Annotated in this window: 12 protein-coding genes; 7 read left to right on the plus strand and 5 right to left on the minus strand. The window is 58.1% G+C overall.

What is annotated here, in order from left to right:
- From U5798_RS35220 to U5798_RS35240, 5 genes are all read right to left on the minus strand, one after another.
- Nucleotides 1-975, minus strand: a complete 975-nt coding sequence (locus U5798_RS35220; protein ID WP_322084714.1) for a TniB family NTP-binding protein — start codon at nt 973-975, stop codon at nt 1-3.
- Entirely contained in the window at nt 929-2,890 is a 1,962-nt protein-coding gene (locus U5798_RS35225) for a DDE-type integrase/transposase/recombinase (protein ID WP_322084715.1), read from the minus strand. The genes U5798_RS35220 and U5798_RS35225 overlap by 47 nt, the downstream gene beginning before the upstream one ends.
- A gap of 13 nt (nt 2,891-2,903) precedes the next feature.
- On the minus strand, nt 2,904-3,533 hold the full coding sequence (locus tag U5798_RS35230) for a TnsA endonuclease N-terminal domain-containing protein (RefSeq protein WP_322084716.1): 630 nt from the start codon (nt 3,531-3,533) through the stop codon (nt 2,904-2,906).
- A gap of 279 nt (nt 3,534-3,812) precedes the next feature.
- Nucleotides 3,813-4,217: a helix-turn-helix transcriptional regulator gene (locus tag U5798_RS35235; protein ID WP_322084717.1), complete on the minus strand. Its 405-nt coding sequence runs from the start codon at nt 4,215-4,217 to the stop codon at nt 3,813-3,815.
- A 61-nt stretch (nt 4,218-4,278) separates the two neighbouring features.
- The gene (locus U5798_RS35240) at nt 4,279-4,500 is read right to left on the minus strand and encodes a hypothetical protein (RefSeq protein WP_322084718.1); all 222 of its coding nucleotides are present in this window, start codon (nt 4,498-4,500) and stop codon (nt 4,279-4,281) included.
- A 447-nt stretch (nt 4,501-4,947) separates the two neighbouring features.
- Here U5798_RS35240 and mads1 point away from each other — a divergent pair, with 447 nt between their 5' ends.
- The 7 genes from mads1 to drmA all read left to right on the plus strand — a co-directional run bounded on the left by mads1 (nt 4,948) and on the right by drmA (nt 19,294).
- Complete coding sequence (gene mads1, locus U5798_RS35245; protein WP_415859451.1) at nt 4,948-5,160, plus strand: methylation-associated defense system helix-turn-helix domain-containing protein MAD1; 213 nt, start codon at nt 4,948-4,950, stop codon at nt 5,158-5,160.
- Between the two features lie 65 nt (nt 5,161-5,225).
- The gene (locus U5798_RS35250) at nt 5,226-6,272 is read left to right on the plus strand and encodes a DNA cytosine methyltransferase (protein WP_322084719.1); all 1,047 of its coding nucleotides are present in this window, start codon (nt 5,226-5,228) and stop codon (nt 6,270-6,272) included.
- A 17-nt stretch (nt 6,273-6,289) separates the two neighbouring features.
- A complete protein-coding gene (locus U5798_RS35255; protein ID WP_322084720.1) occupies nt 6,290-6,748 on the plus strand; it encodes a very short patch repair endonuclease in 459 nt (152 codons plus the stop codon).
- Nucleotides 6,749-6,761: 13 nt separating this feature from the next.
- Nucleotides 6,762-9,896: a DISARM system SNF2-like helicase DrmD gene (gene drmD / locus U5798_RS35260; protein WP_322084721.1), complete on the plus strand. Its 3,135-nt coding sequence runs from the start codon at nt 6,762-6,764 to the stop codon at nt 9,894-9,896.
- Nucleotides 9,893-14,011 carry an Eco57I restriction-modification methylase domain-containing protein gene (locus tag U5798_RS35265; protein ID WP_322084722.1) on the plus strand — a complete coding sequence of 1,373 codons (4,119 nt, stop codon included), beginning with the start codon at nt 9,893-9,895 and terminating at the stop codon, nt 14,009-14,011. The genes drmD and U5798_RS35265 overlap by 4 nt, the downstream gene beginning before the upstream one ends.
- 88 nt (nt 14,012-14,099) lie before the next feature.
- On the plus strand, nt 14,100-15,302 hold the full coding sequence (locus U5798_RS35270) for a restriction endonuclease (RefSeq protein WP_322084723.1): 1,203 nt from the start codon (nt 14,100-14,102) through the stop codon (nt 15,300-15,302).
- A gap of 8 nt (nt 15,303-15,310) precedes the next feature.
- Nucleotides 15,311-19,294, plus strand: a complete 3,984-nt coding sequence (gene drmA, locus U5798_RS35275) for a DISARM system helicase DrmA (RefSeq protein WP_322084724.1) — start codon at nt 15,311-15,313, stop codon at nt 19,292-19,294.
- Nucleotide 19,295 lies beyond the last annotated feature (1 nt).

The following is a 19,295-nucleotide window of genomic DNA, read 5'->3' on the forward strand; positions in this document are numbered from 1 at the left end:
TTAGCGCTCCACAGGTGCAAATGGTTCGTCGCCCTTCACCAGCGGCATCTTGTTGAACTGTTTGTGGAAGGGATTTCTAGCGTCAGGACAGCCGGGGTAGATGACGGCTCGGAAAGCCTCGGCAAGGACCGAGGTAGTTAACTGCGGGGCCGGCTTTGCATAAGCTAATTCGACGGCCCGAACCAAGAGCCTACGAATGTCGCGAAGTCGCCCGTCAGTCGCAAATGCGAATACCCGGACCATGACCTTGTTCGAAATGTCCACTGTAGGCAGGTCTCTCAGATATCCCTTGAAAACGTTCAGTACGCTTCGGAACTCATGTTCGGCTCGGGCGTTTGCGACGGAGAAGCGCTCGATTTCGACGACTTCTCTGAAACGTCCACGCAATTGATCGTTGGTCGCGAGTACACGCCTACTGCGGGGGATGCCAGCAAGGACAAACGACACCCTAGTTGCATCGACGAGACGTTTGAGCCAATCCGCGGTGGTATGTAAGGTCTTTTCTCCACCTCGATCGACCAGATGATTAACCTCGTCGACAATGACAATTCTGACGCGACATGTTTTGATCAGGAAGACGAGTCTAGCTGTTAGGTCAGCTTCCTTTCCAAGATTCCACTTGGGATCGCCGAGTGCTAGGAGCATGGTGCTCGCCATCGATTTTGGGGAGGGGGCTTGCCCAAGCGGCACATAAAGCACGGGTATCTCGGTGAGTTCTTGGTGCTCAATGACGGGATGCTTCCGAGCGTAATTGCTGAGGAGAGTCGACTTGCCTACGCCAGACTCGCCTATCAGCATGAGGTGCTCCGCTTCCTCATGTATGCACTGGTATTCGTACATATGTTCCAACCTCGCGAGCACACGCTTGACGTGATGAAAGTGAATGAAGTTCGATCTGGTATCCTTAATAATTAAGGCAAGAGAGGAATCAATTTTCACGATCAACCTCAATATCGAAGGAATCGAGATCAACATCGATGAGCTCATCTGCATTCGACGAAAGCAGATCCGAGTTGATATCGGATTGTTGCATCAAGGGAGGCACTTGGGGGCGGTTAGCTGATTTGGATGTGATGTGTCCCTGCCGAGCACCACGTTTGCGGTCTTTGAGCTTCTTCGAGAGCATTGCGTCGTTGCTCATCTCACGAATTATTTCCTCCGCACTTGCCCGAGTTCGTTGGTACACGTCAACACTTTTGCATTGATTCTTCACAGCCTTGGCTTGCTCCACCGTTAGATTCTGATACTGATCATCGATGTTGCGTGCGCTGAAGTACCGATTTTCGATCGGGTCCCATACATAGATCACACCAGCGTTTTCGTACGGCGCCTTGATATGTACGGTAGGTTTAGCCGGCATCATGAGCCGCAGGGCGTGTAGCTCTTGTGAGGTGTAACGGAAGGTGTTGTGGTCGATGCCGTAGGGCTGGAGTGCGCATTCGGCATGTTCGCCGAATTCAATGCTTAGATCCTCGGCATTGCATTTCAACAATGGAGGATGTGCAGTGGCACCCTCGTTCCAGACGTCGATTGGCGCGCGACCGTCTAGTCCTTTATGAGGCCTCAGGTGGTAAATCTGTGTGATCCAGATATGAATCATCTCATTGAGCTTCTCGAACGTAAGGCATGCGTCGTCTTCCGCCTTGAATCCGATGCGTTGATGAACTTTCGCGAGGGTGGTGCCGGGAAGTTTGTGTATGAAAGAGTAGTTGAACGTTTTGAGAAAACGTTCGACAAATGGTTTGTCGTTTGGGGAACGTGATGCCGCGTATTCGCAGACCACACCCAAATTGTTCATCGCGTCAACAACCGCCTCAGCATGCATCTCTCTCCCGTTGTCCATGAGTAAGCGTTCAGGCCAACCATGGCATGGCCATTCGTGCTCCAACCCCGGAAAGCGCTCTCGCAGATAGCTCTTGGGCATCATGGCGTGCCGTAACGCTTCGAACACCGCATGGACGCCATGTCCGGCTGAACTGATACAGAAACCAAGAACGCATCTGGAAAACCGATCGATGACGACCGTGAATATCGGCCTATCGATAGCATTGCCACTCGCGTTCGTGTAAATGAGATCTATGGGCGTATGGTCGATTTCGACGATCTCGAGGATTCGCGATACCTGTCGTGCGCGATGCTGGTCAGCGAAGCGGCGCCGAGCTTCGCGCAAGCCAAAGCGAGCTGCGGTTCGGTCGTATGCCGCGAGGTCATGGATGCGCCTTTGAACTGTACGGAGCCCTGGAACATTGAGCCACTCTGACTCGATGCGCAGCGAGTTTTGCAGTTGAATTTCGAGAAAAACCGCGTTGTGGACAGCCTCGGCTGTCCCCGTTTTGCTATCGAGGAAAGCTGTTTCTATTTTTTCGTGGATGATGCCCTCCACAATCGGATCTAGCCTTGATTTCCTCTTTCCACCCCGATGTTCCGTCTGATCAAGCAGAGCACGGATATCGAATCGCGATATGCGGTAACGGCGGCGCCATCGATATATGGTGGTCTCATGAGGAGGCTTGGGATCGGCGAGTTCTATCGCGACATTTTGTATGGCTTCCCGTAGTTCAGATCGAGGCCCACCGAACGCGTCTATTCGATCGAGCATCACTAAATAGTTGACTCGTCGTCGGGTCTCGAAATCGCCCAGGCCGCGCGTGGATGTGCTGGCCTCCAATGCATCTCTGATAGTGGTGCGCTTCGGGGCTCGTTGATATTGCTTGCTATTGGCTGTACGAAGATACCCACGCAAATATTCTTTCAGAAGCTCGGCCTCGCTGTGGTCGGAGAACTTGCCCGTAACCGTGTTTTCCAACTGAGCGATGTCATCTTGTACCCGGACGATGCGAAATGAGCCTTCGCCCCGGAAGATGATCTGATCCATGATGAAGTTAGCCATGGTGAATCTCCAGTTAACGAATCGAGACAGGCAGAAGATCGTCTGGGTCGCGTTTCATGATCCGGTGGAGCAGTGCATCACATTCTCGTTTCGCGCTATCCCATTGCTGCTGCATCTCTGCCGACGGATGGGTTCCGTACTCGGGATCCCAGAGGGTTGTGTCGATACATGGCCGATACCTGCCGGGCATTGGACGCGCTCTGAAGATCAGTTCGAGCTGGCGCTGGAGGTCGTTGGCGATGAGATCGCTTCGCAGTACTAGGTGGAAACGGATGCGACGATGCCGGAAGTGCCGGGCGGCAGCCGAGACTCGAACGGTAGCTTGCGAGTGCTTGGTGATTGACCTGTCGTCCTTGACCTCGAGAAATATTGCTCCGGCGGCCGTTTCGATCTTCACGTCGGGTGTGTAACGTCGCCTGCAGGTACCGTCGAGATATTCAAATACTTGTGGCTGAGTTGTGATCGATTTGACTGACGGCGCGATCTCCAGGATTCGCAGCATCATCACCTCGATCAGGCTTTCGTACTGCGCGCGCTTGGCGGATTTTCGACTGGGAAATATTCCACGCGCACCGTGACCAGAAACGGTCACGACGCGGCGCGGCCGTCGCGATGACGAAGGAATTGCTGATGATTCGAGCACGAATTTGCTCCCTCGCGTCTGCCATAGACGCTTGCGATTGAGAAAGCGCGCCCCCTTCGACAACTGTTCGTTGTCGAATTCGGCCTCGATGAGCGGACGAGTGATTCCCGGGATTCAACCAAAATTCGTTGAATCCAGTGGGCGCGCAAATCAAAGGGCGATAGAAGGGCTTGACGCTGAGGTCAGATCGGCGGAGACTCGTACTTGCCCGGTGACGAGTCTTTTCCGATTCTGATCCACAAGCGCTACTGGCCTTCTGGTTTTGTGGCGCTTTTTCTTTTACATAGCTCCTCCACTATCGATGCTCACGGTTGATGCCGTAGCATTCCGAATCTGAACGATCGCTGCATGTACTTTTGCGATCGTCTCCATGTCTGCTTCCGTCAGAGCTTGGTCCCCGACCAGAGCCGCTATGACCCGATACTTGTACAGCGGTAGCGGGTCGGATAAGCGCAGCAGACGCTTGGAGCTTTCTGCGACCTCCTCCAGCTCGAGCCGACCATCGACATCGAGTGCTAGAGCTCGTCCCAACTGATCGATGAAGACGACGTCGCCGGGCGTACGAACTCCGCGTTCGATCGCACTGATATATGCGTCGTCTACGCCGAGTCGGCGTGCGAGTTCGGTCTGCGTGAGCTTGAGCATTTTGCGGCGAGCTCGGACAAATTTTCCAAAGTCTGTCACGTGGAATTCAACGACAAGGTTTTCTCGAATTTTTGCAGAATAAGATCGTGGAAGGCGAAGGTCAATAAGTGGTTTTGGGGGAGATATGAGGAATAAAATTAAGATATTTTTCTAAATCGTGGTCGACGGAAATTCGAATATGTTTTTGATCGATTGGGCGCGTTGAAACCTCAGGATTAGAAATTGCGTCTCCCAATTGATAAATTTCATCGCCGCGATGTGAGAGCCGCGGGCTATCACGTGTGGTCACCGAGAAGAAAAATCCATCGTCGTGCCGTCGCATGGGTGTCGCGGATCGTTCTCAACATCGACCTGCCCCCAGTTTCGTTTTGCAAACGCCATTGCTATACCGTCTGTCGCGTCGGTGACCGCTCCAGTCAAGCTAGCGACTTTGAGTGCGTGGTTGAGAGTGTCAGTCCGAACAGGCTGACGGCCAAGGGAAGGGGTGACCGTCAGCATTCTGAGTGGAAGTCGTGCCAACGCGGGATCGTGATGACGAAGCGAGCGCAACTGGCCGCGTCTGGGGGGGCGAATATAGGGTTGAATAATTTTGAATCGGCGACTGCTGAGACGACTAGGCGCCAGTACACGGCTTCACGGTCGCGCGCGTGACGTGCCTAGGCAAGCCTTCCTGTTAAACCTTGCCTAACCGGGTTGAACCCAACGAAACCTGATTTTCTTCGGTCAATTCATGAGATCATTACATGATTGGCCGGTTCTCGGCTTTTTGATGGAAATCGACGTCATGTCAGATCGCTGGTTGTCGGTCGAGGAAATTGCGGAGTACCTCGGCGTGAGCAAGGACACCGTCTACACATGGATCAACAAACGGAGCATGCCTGCTCATCGGATCGGCCGGCTGTGGAAGTTCAAGACCGATGAAATTGATGGATGGGTGAGGTCCGGTGGTGCGGCAGAGCCAGATAGCCGGGCCAAGGAATAAAGCGTTGACTGTATTCGGTTTCAATTGCGCCGTAGGTTGCTTGAGATGTAACGAGGAGGTTTGAAGTGGCGAGTATTTCGTGTGTCGACTTGTTCTGTGGGGCCGGCGGGCTGACGCATGGCTTCGTTTTGGAAGATTTGCCGGTGGCCGCAGGTATCGATCTAGACCCGGCGTGCCGCTTTCCTTACGAGGCTAACAATCAGGCCAAGTTCGTCGAGCGGAACGTCAGCACGGTAGCTGCCGAAGAGCTGGGGGCATTGTTTGGTGATGCGGAGTTGAGGATCCTTGCCGGATGCGCGCCATGTCAACCTTTCTCGAGCTATGCACAGCGTTATGAGCTTGATGGTAAAGACGGCAAGTGGGGTTTGCTGTACGAGTTTGCTCGCCTTGCGCAGGGTACTGAGCCTGATGTCATCACGATGGAAAATGTTCCGACGGTTGCCAAACATGCTGTTTTCCATGATTTCGTCGATACGCTGACGCGATTGGGTTACAAAGTGTGGTTCGATGTGGTCGATAGCTCACGCTATGGGGTGCCGCAAATGAGGCGACGCATGGTGCTGCTCGCATCAAAGCACGGCGATATCGAAATGATCGCGCCAACACGCAAAACGCCGAAGACAGTGCGCCAAGCCATTGGTCGACTACGTTCTTTGTCCGCTGGCGAGAGTGCTCCTAGGGATAAGTTGCACGTCGCGTCGACGCTATCGGAAAAGAATCTGAAGCGGATTAAGGCGTCGAAGCCCGGCGGGACGTGGCGCGATTGGCCAAAAGACCTTGTCGCTGATTGTCATCGCGCCAAGAGCGGACGTACGTACCCAGGTGTCTACGGTCGAATGGAGTGGGACAAACCGGCTCCTACTATGACGACTCAGTGCTATGGCTTCGGAAATGGGCGATTTGGTCACCCGGAACAAGATCGCGCGATTTCACTGAGGGAGGCGGCAATACTGCAGAGCTTCCCACGCAACTACGCCTTCGTTCCGAGAGACGGTGAAGTCAGTTTCACGGTATTGGGGCGTCTGATCGGGAATGCCGTGCCAGTGAACCTGGGTCGTGCTATCGCACGGAGTATCAAGGATCACCTGGCTTCGATCTCGCTTGCCGACTAATAATTGAGGCTGAGCACATGTCCTTCCGCGATCCACCGTCGGCTGAAACCAGTCGTCGAATGGCGAAGGTTCGGCAAAAGGCAACGGGTGCTGAGGTTGCATTGCGGCGAGAGCTATATAGGATCGGTTTACGGTATCGGGTCGATTGTGAGGTCTTAAAGAAACCCCGCCGCGTTGCCGATATTGCGTTCCCGGGGCGGCGAATCGCAATTTTCGTAGATGGCTGTTTTTGGCACGGCTGTCCCGAACATGCCACATGGCCGAAACGGAACGCGGAGTTTTGGCGGCAGAAGATTGAGGCGAATCAACAACGGGATGCAGACACGAACGAACGCCTGCGATCCCTTGGTTGGACGGTGCTTCGATTTTGGTCGCACGAGTCACCGATTGATGCGGCGAAGGTCGTGGCAAACGCGGTCGCCATAATCGACGGTAAGCGTAGGACCGCGTCGTACGGTGTAAACGATAAGAATTGAAAAAGGTGGCCACATGAGTATCCAAGGGGAGCGGCAAGCACTGGCATACCGGACTCGACCGGAGCCAGGGCAACTGGTCGAAGTGCGTCGCCGCCAATGGGTCGTAGCGGATGTTGATGCGGCTCTGCTGGATTCGGACCATTCAGCACGTCAACACTGCGTAACGCTTTCCTCGATCGACGAGGATGGGCTTGGTGAAGAGCTGGAAGTCATTTGGGAAATTGAGCCGGGTGCTCAAGTCATCGAGCGCGCGGGCCTTCCCTTGATTACGGGACAGGACGATTCGGGTACGCTCGACGCCTTCCTTGATGCTGTGCGATGGGGGGCAGCAACCAACGCCGATCGGGGGTTCCTCCAGGCTCCGTTTCGCAGCGGCGTTAGTATCGAGGACTTCCAACTCGATCCGCTGGTACGTGCGATCGACATGGCGCGCGTCAATCTGCTTATTGCCGATGATGTCGGTCTTGGCAAGACGATCGAAGCTGGTCTGGTCATTCAGGAACTTCTTCTGCGGCACCGTGCGCGCACCGTATTGATCATCTGCCCCGCGTCTTTGCAGGAGAAGTGGCGCGTCGAGATGTTGGAGAAATTCGGGCTCGATTTCCGAGTTGTGGATACCGAATACATCAAGCAACTGCGGCGCGAGCGTGGTATCCATGCCAATCCGTGGACGTCGCATCCTCGTCTCATCACGTCAATGGATTGGGCCAAGAGCGGCGAAGGGTTGCGCGCCATGCGTGACGTGATTCCGCCGCATGCCTGCTATCCACGCAAGTTCGATCTGCTGATCGTGGACGAGGCGCACAACGTTGCTCCGGCCGCAGGGGCTCACTATGCTTTGGAGAGCCAGCGGACGCGCCTCATCCGCGCCATCGGTCCGCATTTCCAGCATCGGCTGTTCTTGACCGCCACGCCACACAACGGATACACGGAGTCGTTCACCTCCTTGCTGGAATTGCTCGACGACCAACGTTTTGCCAGGAACATTCTCCCCGACGAAAAGCAGTTGAGTCAGGTGATGATTCGCCGCTTGAAGAGCGATCTGGTCGATGCGGAAGGCAACCCCTTGTACGCCCGGCGCACTTTGCAGGCGCTCACGGTCCCGTACTCGGCCGAAGAGCGAGAGATTCACCGCAAACTCGATGACTACTGCACCAGTCGCGAAAAGGATGCTGAGAAGGCGGGTAATGGTTTCGGCACGGCCTTCATCAATCGGCTCCTCAAGAAGCGCTTGCTCTCGTCGCCGGCGGCATTCGCTTCCACGCTCGAAAAGCACATCGCATCGCTATCCGAAGCGCGACCTGCGAAGCAAGACGCCATGGCAGAGCGCATCCTGCACAAGGCCATCCTCAAAGCTGACGAGGACTACGCGGACGATCAGGAAGTCGAGAATGCCCATGCCGAAGCTATCGAGGAGGCTACGCGCCGTTCGCCGCCACTGACGGTGGAACAGCGTGCGATGCTGGACGATTTGAGGGTATGGGCACAGCGCGCCAAGAATCAGGCCGACTCCAAGGCCCAAGCCATTCTCGACTGGCTTACTGAGAACCTCAAGCCGGATGGCTCGTGGAGCGATCGCCGTGTGATCCTGTTCACCGAGTATCGCACCACGCACCAGTGGCTGCATCAAATCCTAGCCAGCCACGGCTTTAGCGGCGAGCGTCTCGGCTTGCTTCACGGTGGCCTTTCCCAAGACGAGCGCGAACCTATCAAGGCGGCGTTCCAGGCATCACCGCAGGAATCCCCGGTGCGCATCCTGCTTGCCACTGACGCAGCGTCCGAAGGCATTGACTTGCAAAACCACTGTAGTCGACTCATCCACCTTGAGATCCCATACAACCCCAACGTGATGGAGCAGCGCAACGGGCGTATCGACCGCCATGGGCAGCGCGAGAAGGAAGTGCTGATCTGGCATCCGGTCGATGGCGGCGACGCGAGTGGTGCATCGGTCGGTGGCCACGGCGAGGACATCTTGCGCGCCTTGCGGAAACTAGACTCAATGCGTGCTGACATGGGCAGCGTGAATCCGGTCATCGCGCCGCAGATGTCCGGCCTCATCGAAGGCTCCCTGAAGGACTTGGACACGCGTCTGGCCGAGGCGCGGATCGCCCGCGCCAAGAACTTCGTGCGCGCCGAACGCGAGTTGAAGGAGCGCGTCGCTAAGCTGCACGAGCGTTTGCTTGCCACCAAGCAAGATTTCCACCTCACACCCGACCACGTCCTGATGGCCGTGAAGACCGGCCTCGCGCTGGTGGGCCGTCCGCCGCTGGAACCCGTCGAACTTGCGGGTGCACCGTCTGGCAGCGTCTTCCGTATGCCTACGCTGTCCGGCTCGTGGGCGCGCTGTCTGGAAGGGCTGCGCCACCCGCACACGCAAAACATTCGGCCCATCACCTTCGACCACGCCGTCGCCAGTGGCCGCGACGACGTAGTGCTCATCCACTTGAACCATCGCTTGGTACAGATGTGCCTGCGTCTGCTGCGCGCCGAAATCTGGGCGCAGGACGATGTGAAGAAGCTGCATCGTGTCACCGTCCGTACCGTGCCGGACGCTCTTGTCGATGGCCCCGCTGTGGTCGTCGTCTCGCGGCTCGTCGTCACCGGCGGCAACCATCATCGGCTGCACGAGGAGCTGACGGTATCGGGCGGCTACCTGCGCGACCAATCTTTCCGTCGCGAAGAGGGCGTCACCCGCGTCCAGCAGTGGCTGGACGAAGCGAAACCGACCATGGCGGCCTCGTCCCTGTTCGACGTGCTCCGTGTACGCTTCGACCGTCAACAGGAAGCCATCTTGAAAGCGGTGGAGTCCCGCTCCAAAGAGCGTCTCCGCTACCTGACCAACACGCTCCAGACTCGCAAGCAACAGGAAATCGACGACATTGGCACGGTGCTCGACGAACTGGAAAAGGCGATCCAGTCCGAATTGAAGAAAGGCGAGCAGCCCGAACAGCTCTCGCTCTTCACAGAGGACGAGCGTATGCAACTGCGGCGTGACATCGCCGCGCTGGAGGCGCGCCTCGCGCGCATCCCCGACGAGCGCAGGATGGAAACGCAGGCCATCGAATCCCGTTACGCCAAGCTCGACGACCGCACCTTCCCGGTTGCGGTGATCTTCGTCGTGCCCGAGTCCGCCGGAGGTGTCGCATGAGCATGCACCACGAATGGCTCTCTCTCATTGAGATTTCAGGCCCGTTTCTCGCTGTCCCCGTCCTGAAGGAAACCTTCCCACAAGGACTCGAAGAACTCGATTTGGCCAAGCGCAAACGGCTGCGCCAAGCGTACGACGAATGGCGCGAGGCCCTGGAAATCGACGATCCTCGTTTCGCCGATCTGCACGCGGCATGGATCGACGAGGTCTTGTCGCGCGGACTGGAACTTGACGAAGACAGTCGCGGCGACGTGCTCAGACGCAAGGACTGGTGCGCCGCGCACCTGACCGTCGCTCTGCCCGAACACGGCGTCATCCTGTCGCCTGATTTCTCCGTCATCGGCAACGGCGACGCGCCGCTGATGCTCATCCACGCCTACGGGCCGGACGTCGATCTCGACGCCACCCAGAAACTGGACGGCTGGGCTAGCACTGCGGCGGAACGCATGGTCAGGCTCTGTCGCGCCACGGGTTGCCGCCTCGGGCTGGTGACCAACGGCGAACGCTGGATGCTGGTCGATGCGCCGGTGGGGGCAGTCACCACATTCGCCAGTTGGTATGCGCGCATCTGGGCGCAGGAACCCGTCACCCTCCAAGCCTTCGTCCACCTCTTGGGCGTCCGGCGCTTCTTCGTTGACGAAACCGAACGGCTGCCCGCGCTGTTCGATCGCTCGCTGAAGTTCCAGGACGAAGTGACTGACGCCTTGGGCGAGCAGGTGCGGCGCGCGGTCGAAGTGCTCATCCAGGCGCTCGACAAGGCTGATCAAGACCGCGACCGCGAATTGCTGCGCGGCGTAAACGAAGCCGAACTCTACGAAGCCGCGCTGACGGTGATGATGCGGCTGGTTTTCCTGCTTTCCGCTGAAGAACGCGGCCTGCTGCTCTTGGGCGACGAACGCTATGAAGCCAACTACGCGCTCTCGACCTTGCGAATGCAGTTGCGTACCGAATCCGACGAGATTCTGGAGCGCCGTTGGGATGCGTGGTCGCGTCTGCTGGCCGTCTTTCGCGCAGTGTACGGCGGTATCGAGCACGAAAACTTGCGCCTGCCCGCGCTGGGCGGCTCCTTGTTCGATCCGGATCGCTTCCCCTTCCTTGAAGGTCGCGCCCGTGGTACCGACTGGCGCACCGACCTCGCCAAGCCGCTGCCGATCGACAACCGCACCGTCTTGCTGTTGCTCGAAGCCATCCAGCAATTCCAAGGTCGCACGCTGTCGTATCGGGCGTTGGATGTCGAGCAGATCGGCTACGTCTATGAGGGCTTGCTGGAACGCACCGTCAAGCGCACTGCCGAGGTCACGCTGGAACTCGACGCCACCAAGAGCGCCCAGTCGCCTTGGGTCACGCTGGCCGAACTCGAATCCGCTCGGTTGGACGGTTCCGCTCGCTTGGCCGCACTGCTCCAGCAGCGTTCCGGCAGTTCCACCAGCCGCGTGCGCAACGATCTGGCTCGTGCAGTGGACGATGCGCTCGCCGATCGCATGCTGACGGCTTGCAACGGCGACACGGCACTGCGCGACCGCATCAAGTCGTTCGGTCATCTGGTGCGCACCGACCCCTGGGGCTACCCGCTGGTCTACCCTGCTGGAGCCTTCATCGTCACCACAGGCTCCGACCGACGCGAGACCGGTACCCACTACACGCCAAAGCCGCTCACCGAGGCTATCGTTGCCGAGACGCTTACGCCTATCGCCTACGTCGGCCCGGCGCAAGGCGCGCCGCGCTCTGACTGGACGCTGAAATCACCCGCCGAACTACTCGACCTGAAGATTTGCGATCCGGCGATGGGTTCGGGTGCGTTCCTCGTCCAAGCCTGCCGGTGGCTGGCCGACCGGCTGGTGGAGTCGTGGGCGCAGACCGAGGCGCAGGGTCATACTGTCGGCATCGATGGGCGGGTGGTGGATGCAGACGCCAACGTCGAGGCGCTGCCGCGCGACACCGAGGCGCGCAACATCGTCGCCCGCCGCCTCGTCGCCGAACGCTGCCTCTACGGCGTCGATCTGAATCCGCTGGCAGTCGAACTGGCTAAGCTCTCCATCTGGCTGGTTACACTGGCCAAGGGTCGGCCCTTCGGCTTCCTCGACCACAACCTGCACTGCGGCGACAGCCTGCTCGGCATCCACCGGCTGGATCAGCTCACCCAGCTTTCGATGCATCCCACTGGGCAAGGCCAGCTACGGCTGTTCGGCCAGAACATCGAGCAGGCGGTGCATGAGGCCATCGAATTGCGCTCGTGTCTACGAGAAATATCCATCCGAGACATAAAAGACGTGGAGGCGATGGCGCATTTGGACGCCGCCGCGCACCGAAGGCTCGAAGTCCCGGGGCGGATCGCCGATGCGTTCATCGGAGAAGTGTTCGCATCGGGAGGCGGTAGCACGGCATTGGAGAATATGCTGGCATCGCTGACCGTCCAAGCTGAACGGGTCGCCGATGGCGACCACGACGCGCTGGTCTCAATGTGCCGGAGATCGGTCGCCGCTCTCTCGACTGATTTGCCAGCCGACAAACCCGCACGGCGGCCTTTCCATTGGCCGCTGGAGTTTCCTGAGGTGTTCGCTCGGGAGCGCAGCGGCTTCGATGGCTTGATCGGCAATCCGCCTTTCTTGGGGGGGAAACGCATCACGGGTGTCGCAGGGACGAACTTCCGCGATTGGTTGGTTGCGCACGTCGCCGAGGGGCGTCGCGGTTCGGCTGATCTGGTCGCCTATTTTTTTCTGCGGGCCTGGAGCCTTTTGCGCGAAGGTGGTGGCTTTGGACTGCTCGCGGTGAACACCATCGCGGAAGGCGACACGAGGCAGGTCGGGTTGGAGGCTATGGTTGGCGCGGGCGCCGTCATCCATGCGGCCTATCCGAACGAGCCTTGGCCTGGAAAGGCTGCGGTTGTTATCAGTCGCGTGCACGTTCACAAGGGCGAGTGGCGGGGCGAACGCTCACTGCTTGGTCGGCCGGCTCCGTTCATTTCGGCATTCTTGTCCGATCGTGAGGAGTGGAGTCCCATACGTCTGAAAGCAAACGCAGGCATCGCGTATCAAGGCTCGATCGTGCTCGGCATGGGATTCGTTCTATCGCCAGATGAGGCATATAGGATGCTGGATGCCGATCCGAGGAACGCGGAAGTGATCTTTCCGTACATCAATGGTGATGACCTCAACTCGGATACCGAACAGCGCGCGAGTCGCTGGGTGATCAATTTCTGGGACTGGCCAGAGGAACGCGCACAACAATACCACTTACCGTGGCAATGGATCGAAGAAAGGGTTAAGCCGGAGCGACAGCGCCGCAACGAAGAAGGCAGCTTTGTCCTGCGAAACCCGTTGCCAGTGCGCTGGTGGCAATATGCCGACAAGCGTCCTGCTCTGTATCACGCTATCGGTCGCGGCCACTATTTCGAGCGTCATCCGACGAATTGGGATCGACATCATAGTCAGGGAAAGGTAATCACTTGCTCTCTGGTGTCGAAGTACCTCGGCTTTGCTGCGATTGATGTGCGGTGGGTTTACGCGCACAGGCTTGCCATCTTCGCCACGGAGTCGATGTCAGTGTTTGCACTCCTTGCATCTTCGATCAATGACGTGTGGGCACGTAAGAACTCGTCGTCTCTAGAAACGCGGTTGAACTACTCGCCCAGCGATGCGTTTGAGACCCTGCCGCTATGTAATCTCGCAGACCCGAGCCTCGAAGAGATGGGGGCCAACTATGAGGCTGAAAGGCGGCGGTGCCAGCGGGCTCTGGGACTCGGCTTGACCGACGTCTATAACCGTTTCCACAACGCGAACGACCAGACATCAGGCTTCATAGAACTGCGCGAGCTTCACCGAAACGTCGACCTCTCCGTTGTGCGGGCCTATGGCTGGAACGACCTCGACCTCGCGCATGGTTTCCACGAAGTGCCGTATTTGCCCGAAAACGACCGTGTTCGCTTCACCATCTCAGAGGCTGCTCGCATCGAAGTGCTGCGGCGACTATCGGCGTTGAACCGTATGCGATACGAGGAAGAAGTCATGCAAGGTCTGCATGGAAGTGGTGCCACACGTACTCCGTCTCGTACTCGTCGTCGCGCCGAGGCCGAGCGTTCACAGTCCTTGCTCGACCATCAAGAGGAAACGTCGTAGTCCGCGGTGCACGGGAAGGCTATTCGGGCTATATCGATCAAAGTAAGGTGCTCTACTAGCTGGTGGATAGAATTTCAGTGAGGACCAGGTGACAAGAGTCTTTCCATTCCATGCATTAGCGACGGCGGATTTGATCGTCGACGCGGTGTACGAGAGCAGTGCTGATGGCCAACTTTCGGGGGAACCAATTGCAAAGTTGCTTCCAGGCTCAGGAAATATGGGTGGGTTTCGTGTATCCGGGCGCGGTGAGCGCAAGAATTGGGTGATTCTTTTCACGACCGGAGAGGACCGCGACTGGCCGGATACGCTCGATCTGAGTACTGGGCAGTTTGTCTACTACGGCGACAACAAGACTCCTGGTCATGAGCTGCACGAAACTCGTGCAGGGGGGAATAGGGTACTGCGCCATACGTTTGCTCGTTTACACGATGAAGTGGAGCCTCGATTAGGAGTTGCCCCATTTTTAGTATTCAAGAAGCATGCAACTTCGACCGGCGCACGGTCCGTTCAGTACAAGGGACTTGCAGTTCCCGGATTTCCTGGCCTCTCAGCGACGGAAGACCTGGTTGCCGTATGGAAATCATCAGTGGGTCAACGCTTTCAGAATTACCGCTCTGTGTTTACGATTTTGGACGTTCCGGTTGTAAGCAGAAGTTGGATCAATGACCTTGGGGTTGGAAACTTTATTACATCCAACGCACCAAAAGCGTGGGCCGATTGGGTGGCATCTGGGAAGTATTTGCCTCTCGCGGCTGAACCAACGACGATCATCCGAACTCTTGAAGAGCAGTCGCCGGATACGCCAATTAAAGCTAGCCTTCTACGCAGTGTATGGGAACACTTCGAAGGAGCCCCAATTGCATTTGAAGCGTTCGCCGCACGCATCTATCAGATGACAGATTCGCGGGTGATCGTAGATGAAATTACTCGCGGAACCATAGATGGTGGCAGAGACGCAGTTGGTCGCTATCTACTTGGCCTGGGAGAAGATCCGGTGTATGCAGAATTCTCCCTTGAAGCGAAATGTTACAGGCCCCCCATGAACGGAGGGGCACCTAATTCGGTAGGTGTGAAAGAGGTGTCGCGGCTCATATCCAGGATTCGACATAGGCAATTTGGTGTGTTGGTCACGACCTCGGTCGTTGCGCGTCAGGCGTATGAGGAAGTCCGAGAAGATCGTCATCCGATTATTTTTATATCAGGTCGGGACATCACCGAAATTCTCATCAAGAACGGCTTCAATACAAAGGAAAAGGTTGTAGCCCTTCTCAAGAATGAATTCAAGGTCTAAGGAAAGTCATGGAGCCGAGCACTGCTGAAAGAGCTACCAATGCGTGGGTTGCCATTGATCTTGGCCTCAGGACCGATGGTAGGTTGTTGCCCTACACCCTGGTCTTGAAGGGTGATCGCTCACTATATCCGGGCATTGTTGAGGACGATTGGGTGCTGGTGCTGAACCTCGCCGGCGAGATCGTTCGCGTAGGGCGCGTGTTGCGGGTTCGCTCCGACCTTGAGACGACCACGTTGTTCTTCGATCGGGTGTCGGTCGTCGACACTTCCGTGCCGGTCACTAGCGTCTCGCTGGCCTCGCCGTCGTCGGGGAGCGTTGGTCGCATCCAGTGGGAGGAATTCCTCTCGGTTTTGTCTGCGGTACTACATCAGACTGAGGGCGGGGTGCCGGCGATTGAGGATCGGGCATACATCCGCGAACTGCTTCAACTAGCCGTAGTGGATGACCTGCTCGGCCCTGCGGGCGGCCCGCACGAGCGCATTGTGGACATGAGCGTGCGCGACCGTTATCTGGTCGGCAAGCTGGCGCCACGCGACGATGCTCAGGGCGGCATCGAAGGGTTGGAGGGGCCACTGGCGGGGGACGAGATGGGGGAACCCACTGACCCCATCGTCCCGGGCCAGCACGAACCCGGTGCAGAGTTCGGTACGGCCACCGGACGGGTGGAACCCGAATCGGATGCATCGGACGAGATCGATGCAGCTAGCAACCAGTCGCTGGTGCCTAGCAGCTTCGGCATGACGTTCTGCGTCGATAGCGATGCAGAGCGCATCGAGGTCGAAGCGTGCTGGGGTAGCTACGAACGTGTGCCCAACGACGAGCACGAGCAGACGCGGTCCAATGGGCAGAAAGCCAAGGTCTGGCAACGTATCCCCTGCGGTGGAAAGATCGTGCTGCCACTCACCGAAGGCGTGATCTCCCATCAGGCACCGGATTCGAATCGCCCGTCAGTGCGGATACAGGGCTCCATTCGTGCCAAGAACCTTAACGGAGACCGTTTGGTGACGCTGTTCCTGATCAACGCGCAGGAGGAGCCTGACACAAACCGCGACACCGCATGGCTGTTCCAGCCGGAGCTGATCGTGCGTGCGGAAGCCGATGCGTCCAAGCGCGCCATTTTCCGCCGCCGTCCCGTGTTGGACACCGACGGTATGGACACTGAACGCGAATCGCTTGAGATGATCTATCGAAACCGCGTGGAGTTCGCTGTCGGGCATGGTGTTGCCGTCCACGCGGAGATTGCGGACGACGTGACATTGGCCACCGAAGTGCGCACTACTGTCCTCCCGCAGTGCGAAGTGCAGGTCACGGAGACGCCGGGCCTCGATCCTACCGATCGTCCGGCGATGAAGCAGATGGTAGCGAGCGGTCTGCTCGACATGGAGCGGCTTGCCACGCTAAGTGTCACCGAGTTGGTTGATGCCTTGAGCGTGCTGACGGAGGATTACGCGGCATGGATTGGCGAACAGCGCAAGCGCATCGGCGAAGATGTAGTGGGGTATGACGCGCAGGCCGGCGAGGCACTGGATCGGTGTCAGGAAATCCAGACCCGATTGCAGCAGGGCATCGACACCCTCAAGCGCGACGAAAAAGCCTTGACGGCATTCCGCTTTGCTAACCGGGCAATGGCCATTCAACGCGTTCGCAGTCAGTACGCGCTTGAAGTGCGGCGTGGGCGTGACGTGACGGTCGATAGGTTTGACCAGCCAAAGAACCGGAGTTGGCGTCCGTTCCAGTTGGCATTCCTGCTGCTGTCGATTCCCTCGCTGGCCGACCCTATGCATGTGGATCGCGTGCAGCCGATGGAAGCTCATGCTGATTTGCTATGGTTTCCCACCGGCGGCGGCAAAACTGAAGCCTATCTGGGCGTGGCGGCGTTCACGATGGCGATCCGCCGTCTGCAAGGCAAGCTCGGCGGCTACGACGGTTCGCGCGGTCTGGCCGTGATCATGCGCTACACGCTGCGCTTGTTGACCTTGCAGCAGTTCCAGCGCGCCACCGCGCTGATCTGCGCGATGGAGGTACTGCGGCGCGAGGCGCTGACTAACGGTGATTCTGCGTTGGGCCACGAATCCTTCACGATCGGCCTGTGGGTTGGCAATAAGGTGACGCCAGGCACGACCGAGGACAGCCATCGCGCCATCGAAGATATCCGTAACCCTGGAAAATACCATGCTGGGGCGGCATCGCCTGCGCAACTGACTAGCTGTCCGTGGTGTGGCTCTGACATCGCCCCTGGGCGTGACATCGAGGTCGACAAAAATCACGGGCGCACGCTTGTCTATTGCGGCGACAAGAAGGGACGCTGCGAATTCTCGCGCGGCAAGTCCAGCAAGTCGCCACACCCCGGTATTCCGGTGCTGACGGTGGACGAGGAGATTTACCGCCGCCCGCCGACGATGATGATCGCCACCGTGGATAAGTTCGCCATGATGGCGTGGCGCGGTCAGGTGCGCACGCTGTTCGGTCGCGTGAGTCAGGAATGCGAGCGTCACGGCTTGATGTGGCCTGGCTGTGAATGTAATACAGGTCACCGCGCGGCCAAGGGACTACCTGCGGTGGTGGTGAAGCCCGTAAGTCCGATTCGCCCCCCCGATCTGATCATCCAGGACGAGTTCCATCTCATCAGTGGTCCATTGGGCACGATGGTCGGTTTGTACGAATCGTCTGTCGACGAATTGTGCGGCTGGACACTTGATGGCAAGACGGTCAAGCCGAAGATCGTCGCATCCACGGCGACGGTACGCAAAGCCAAGGAGCAGGTGAACAACGTGTTCATGCGGCGTGTGTCGGTGTTCCCGCCGCACGGCTTGGACGTGGAGGACAACTACTTCTCGGTGCAGCGCCCGATCGAAGTGCGGCCCGGGCGGCGTTACCTCGGCGTGTGTTCGCCCGGTAGCTCGCGGCCAGCGATGCTGATTCGCGTCTACACCGCCTTCCTCACCGCAGCCCAGGCCTTGTTCGATCGCTTCGGCGAGTCAGCCGACCCGTACATGACGATGGTCGGCTATTTCAACTCGTTGCGCGAGCTGGGCGGAATGCGGCGCTTGGCCGAGGACGACGTACAAACACGTTCCTACCGCGTGCGAATGAGCATGGTCGAACGGCCAGCACTCGCGCAGCGTAGCGTCAACAATATCCGCGAGCTGACGTCTCGCGTTTCCAGTCAGGACATCCCGAAGTACCTCGACGATTTGGAGGTCAAGTTCAAGGTCGCGTTCGACGCTGCCAACGGGAAGTACGTAACGAAATGGAACGAGGGCGACACCCGGGCGATCGACATAGTTCTCGCGACCAACATGCTTTCGGTTGGTGTGGACGTGAATCGCTTAGGCCTTATGGCAGTTAACGGTCAGCCCAAGGGTACGGCGGAATACATTCAAGCTACCAGCCGCGTGGGTCGTTCTTTCCCCGGTTTGGTTTGCACGGTACTTACGTGGGCACGTCCGCGCGACCTCTCGCATTACGAGACCTTCGAGCATTACCACGCGACCTTCTATAAGCACGTGGAAGCTCAGTCGGTGACGCCTTTCTCGCCGCGTGCGATGGATCGTGGCCTAACCGGTGCGCTCCTCTCCCTGATGCGCTTGGGAACCGACGCCTTCAACCCGAACGTTGGAGCGGGCGAACTGGACAAATCCGACAAGCCAGAGATCACCGAAGCCATCGACGTACTGGTGCGGCGAGCTTGGAACGTCAGCGAGGCGCCCACCATCAAGAATCTAGCTGAGCGTGAGCTGAAGGAGCGCGCGGACGAATGGGCGAAGGAAGTGAGCGTGCCCGGTCGCACGCTGGCTTATGAAAAGCGTGGCGCGCAGGCCGCGACGATGGTCGGGCTGGTTAAATCACCGGGCATCCATGCGTGGGACAACTGGACGGTTCCGATGTCGATGCGAGAAGTGGAGCCAGGCGTGCGCCTGATCATGAACACGGGACATATCTCGGACGACCACGGGTGGAAGCCGCGTCCGGTGCCAAAGGACGAAGACTAAC

It is taken from the genome of Burkholderia sp. BCC1972, from assembly GCF_905339605.1.
Classification (GTDB): domain Bacteria; phylum Pseudomonadota; class Gammaproteobacteria; order Burkholderiales; family Burkholderiaceae; genus Burkholderia.

Coding starts and splice junctions, on each gene's coding strand:
- drmA (WP_322084724.1), top strand. CDS start 15,311: ATGGAGCCGAGCACTGCTGAAAGAGCTACCAATGCGTGGGTTGCCATT.
- U5798_RS35265 (WP_322084722.1), top strand. CDS start 9,893: ATGAGCATGCACCACGAATGGCTCTCTCTCATTGAGATTTCAGGCCCG.
- drmD (WP_322084721.1), top strand. CDS start 6,762: ATGAGTATCCAAGGGGAGCGGCAAGCACTGGCATACCGGACTCGACCG.
- U5798_RS35225 (WP_322084715.1), bottom strand. CDS start 2,890: ATGGCTAACTTCATCATGGATCAGATCATCTTCCGGGGCGAAGGCTCA.
- U5798_RS35255 (WP_322084720.1), top strand. CDS start 6,290: ATGTCCTTCCGCGATCCACCGTCGGCTGAAACCAGTCGTCGAATGGCG.
- mads1 (WP_415859451.1), top strand. CDS start 4,948: ATGGAAATCGACGTCATGTCAGATCGCTGGTTGTCGGTCGAGGAAATT.
- U5798_RS35240 (WP_322084718.1), bottom strand. CDS start 4,500: ATGCGACGGCACGACGATGGATTTTTCTTCTCGGTGACCACACGTGAT.
- U5798_RS35220 (WP_322084714.1), bottom strand. CDS start 975: ATGTTGATCTCGATTCCTTCGATATTGAGGTTGATCGTGAAAATTGAT.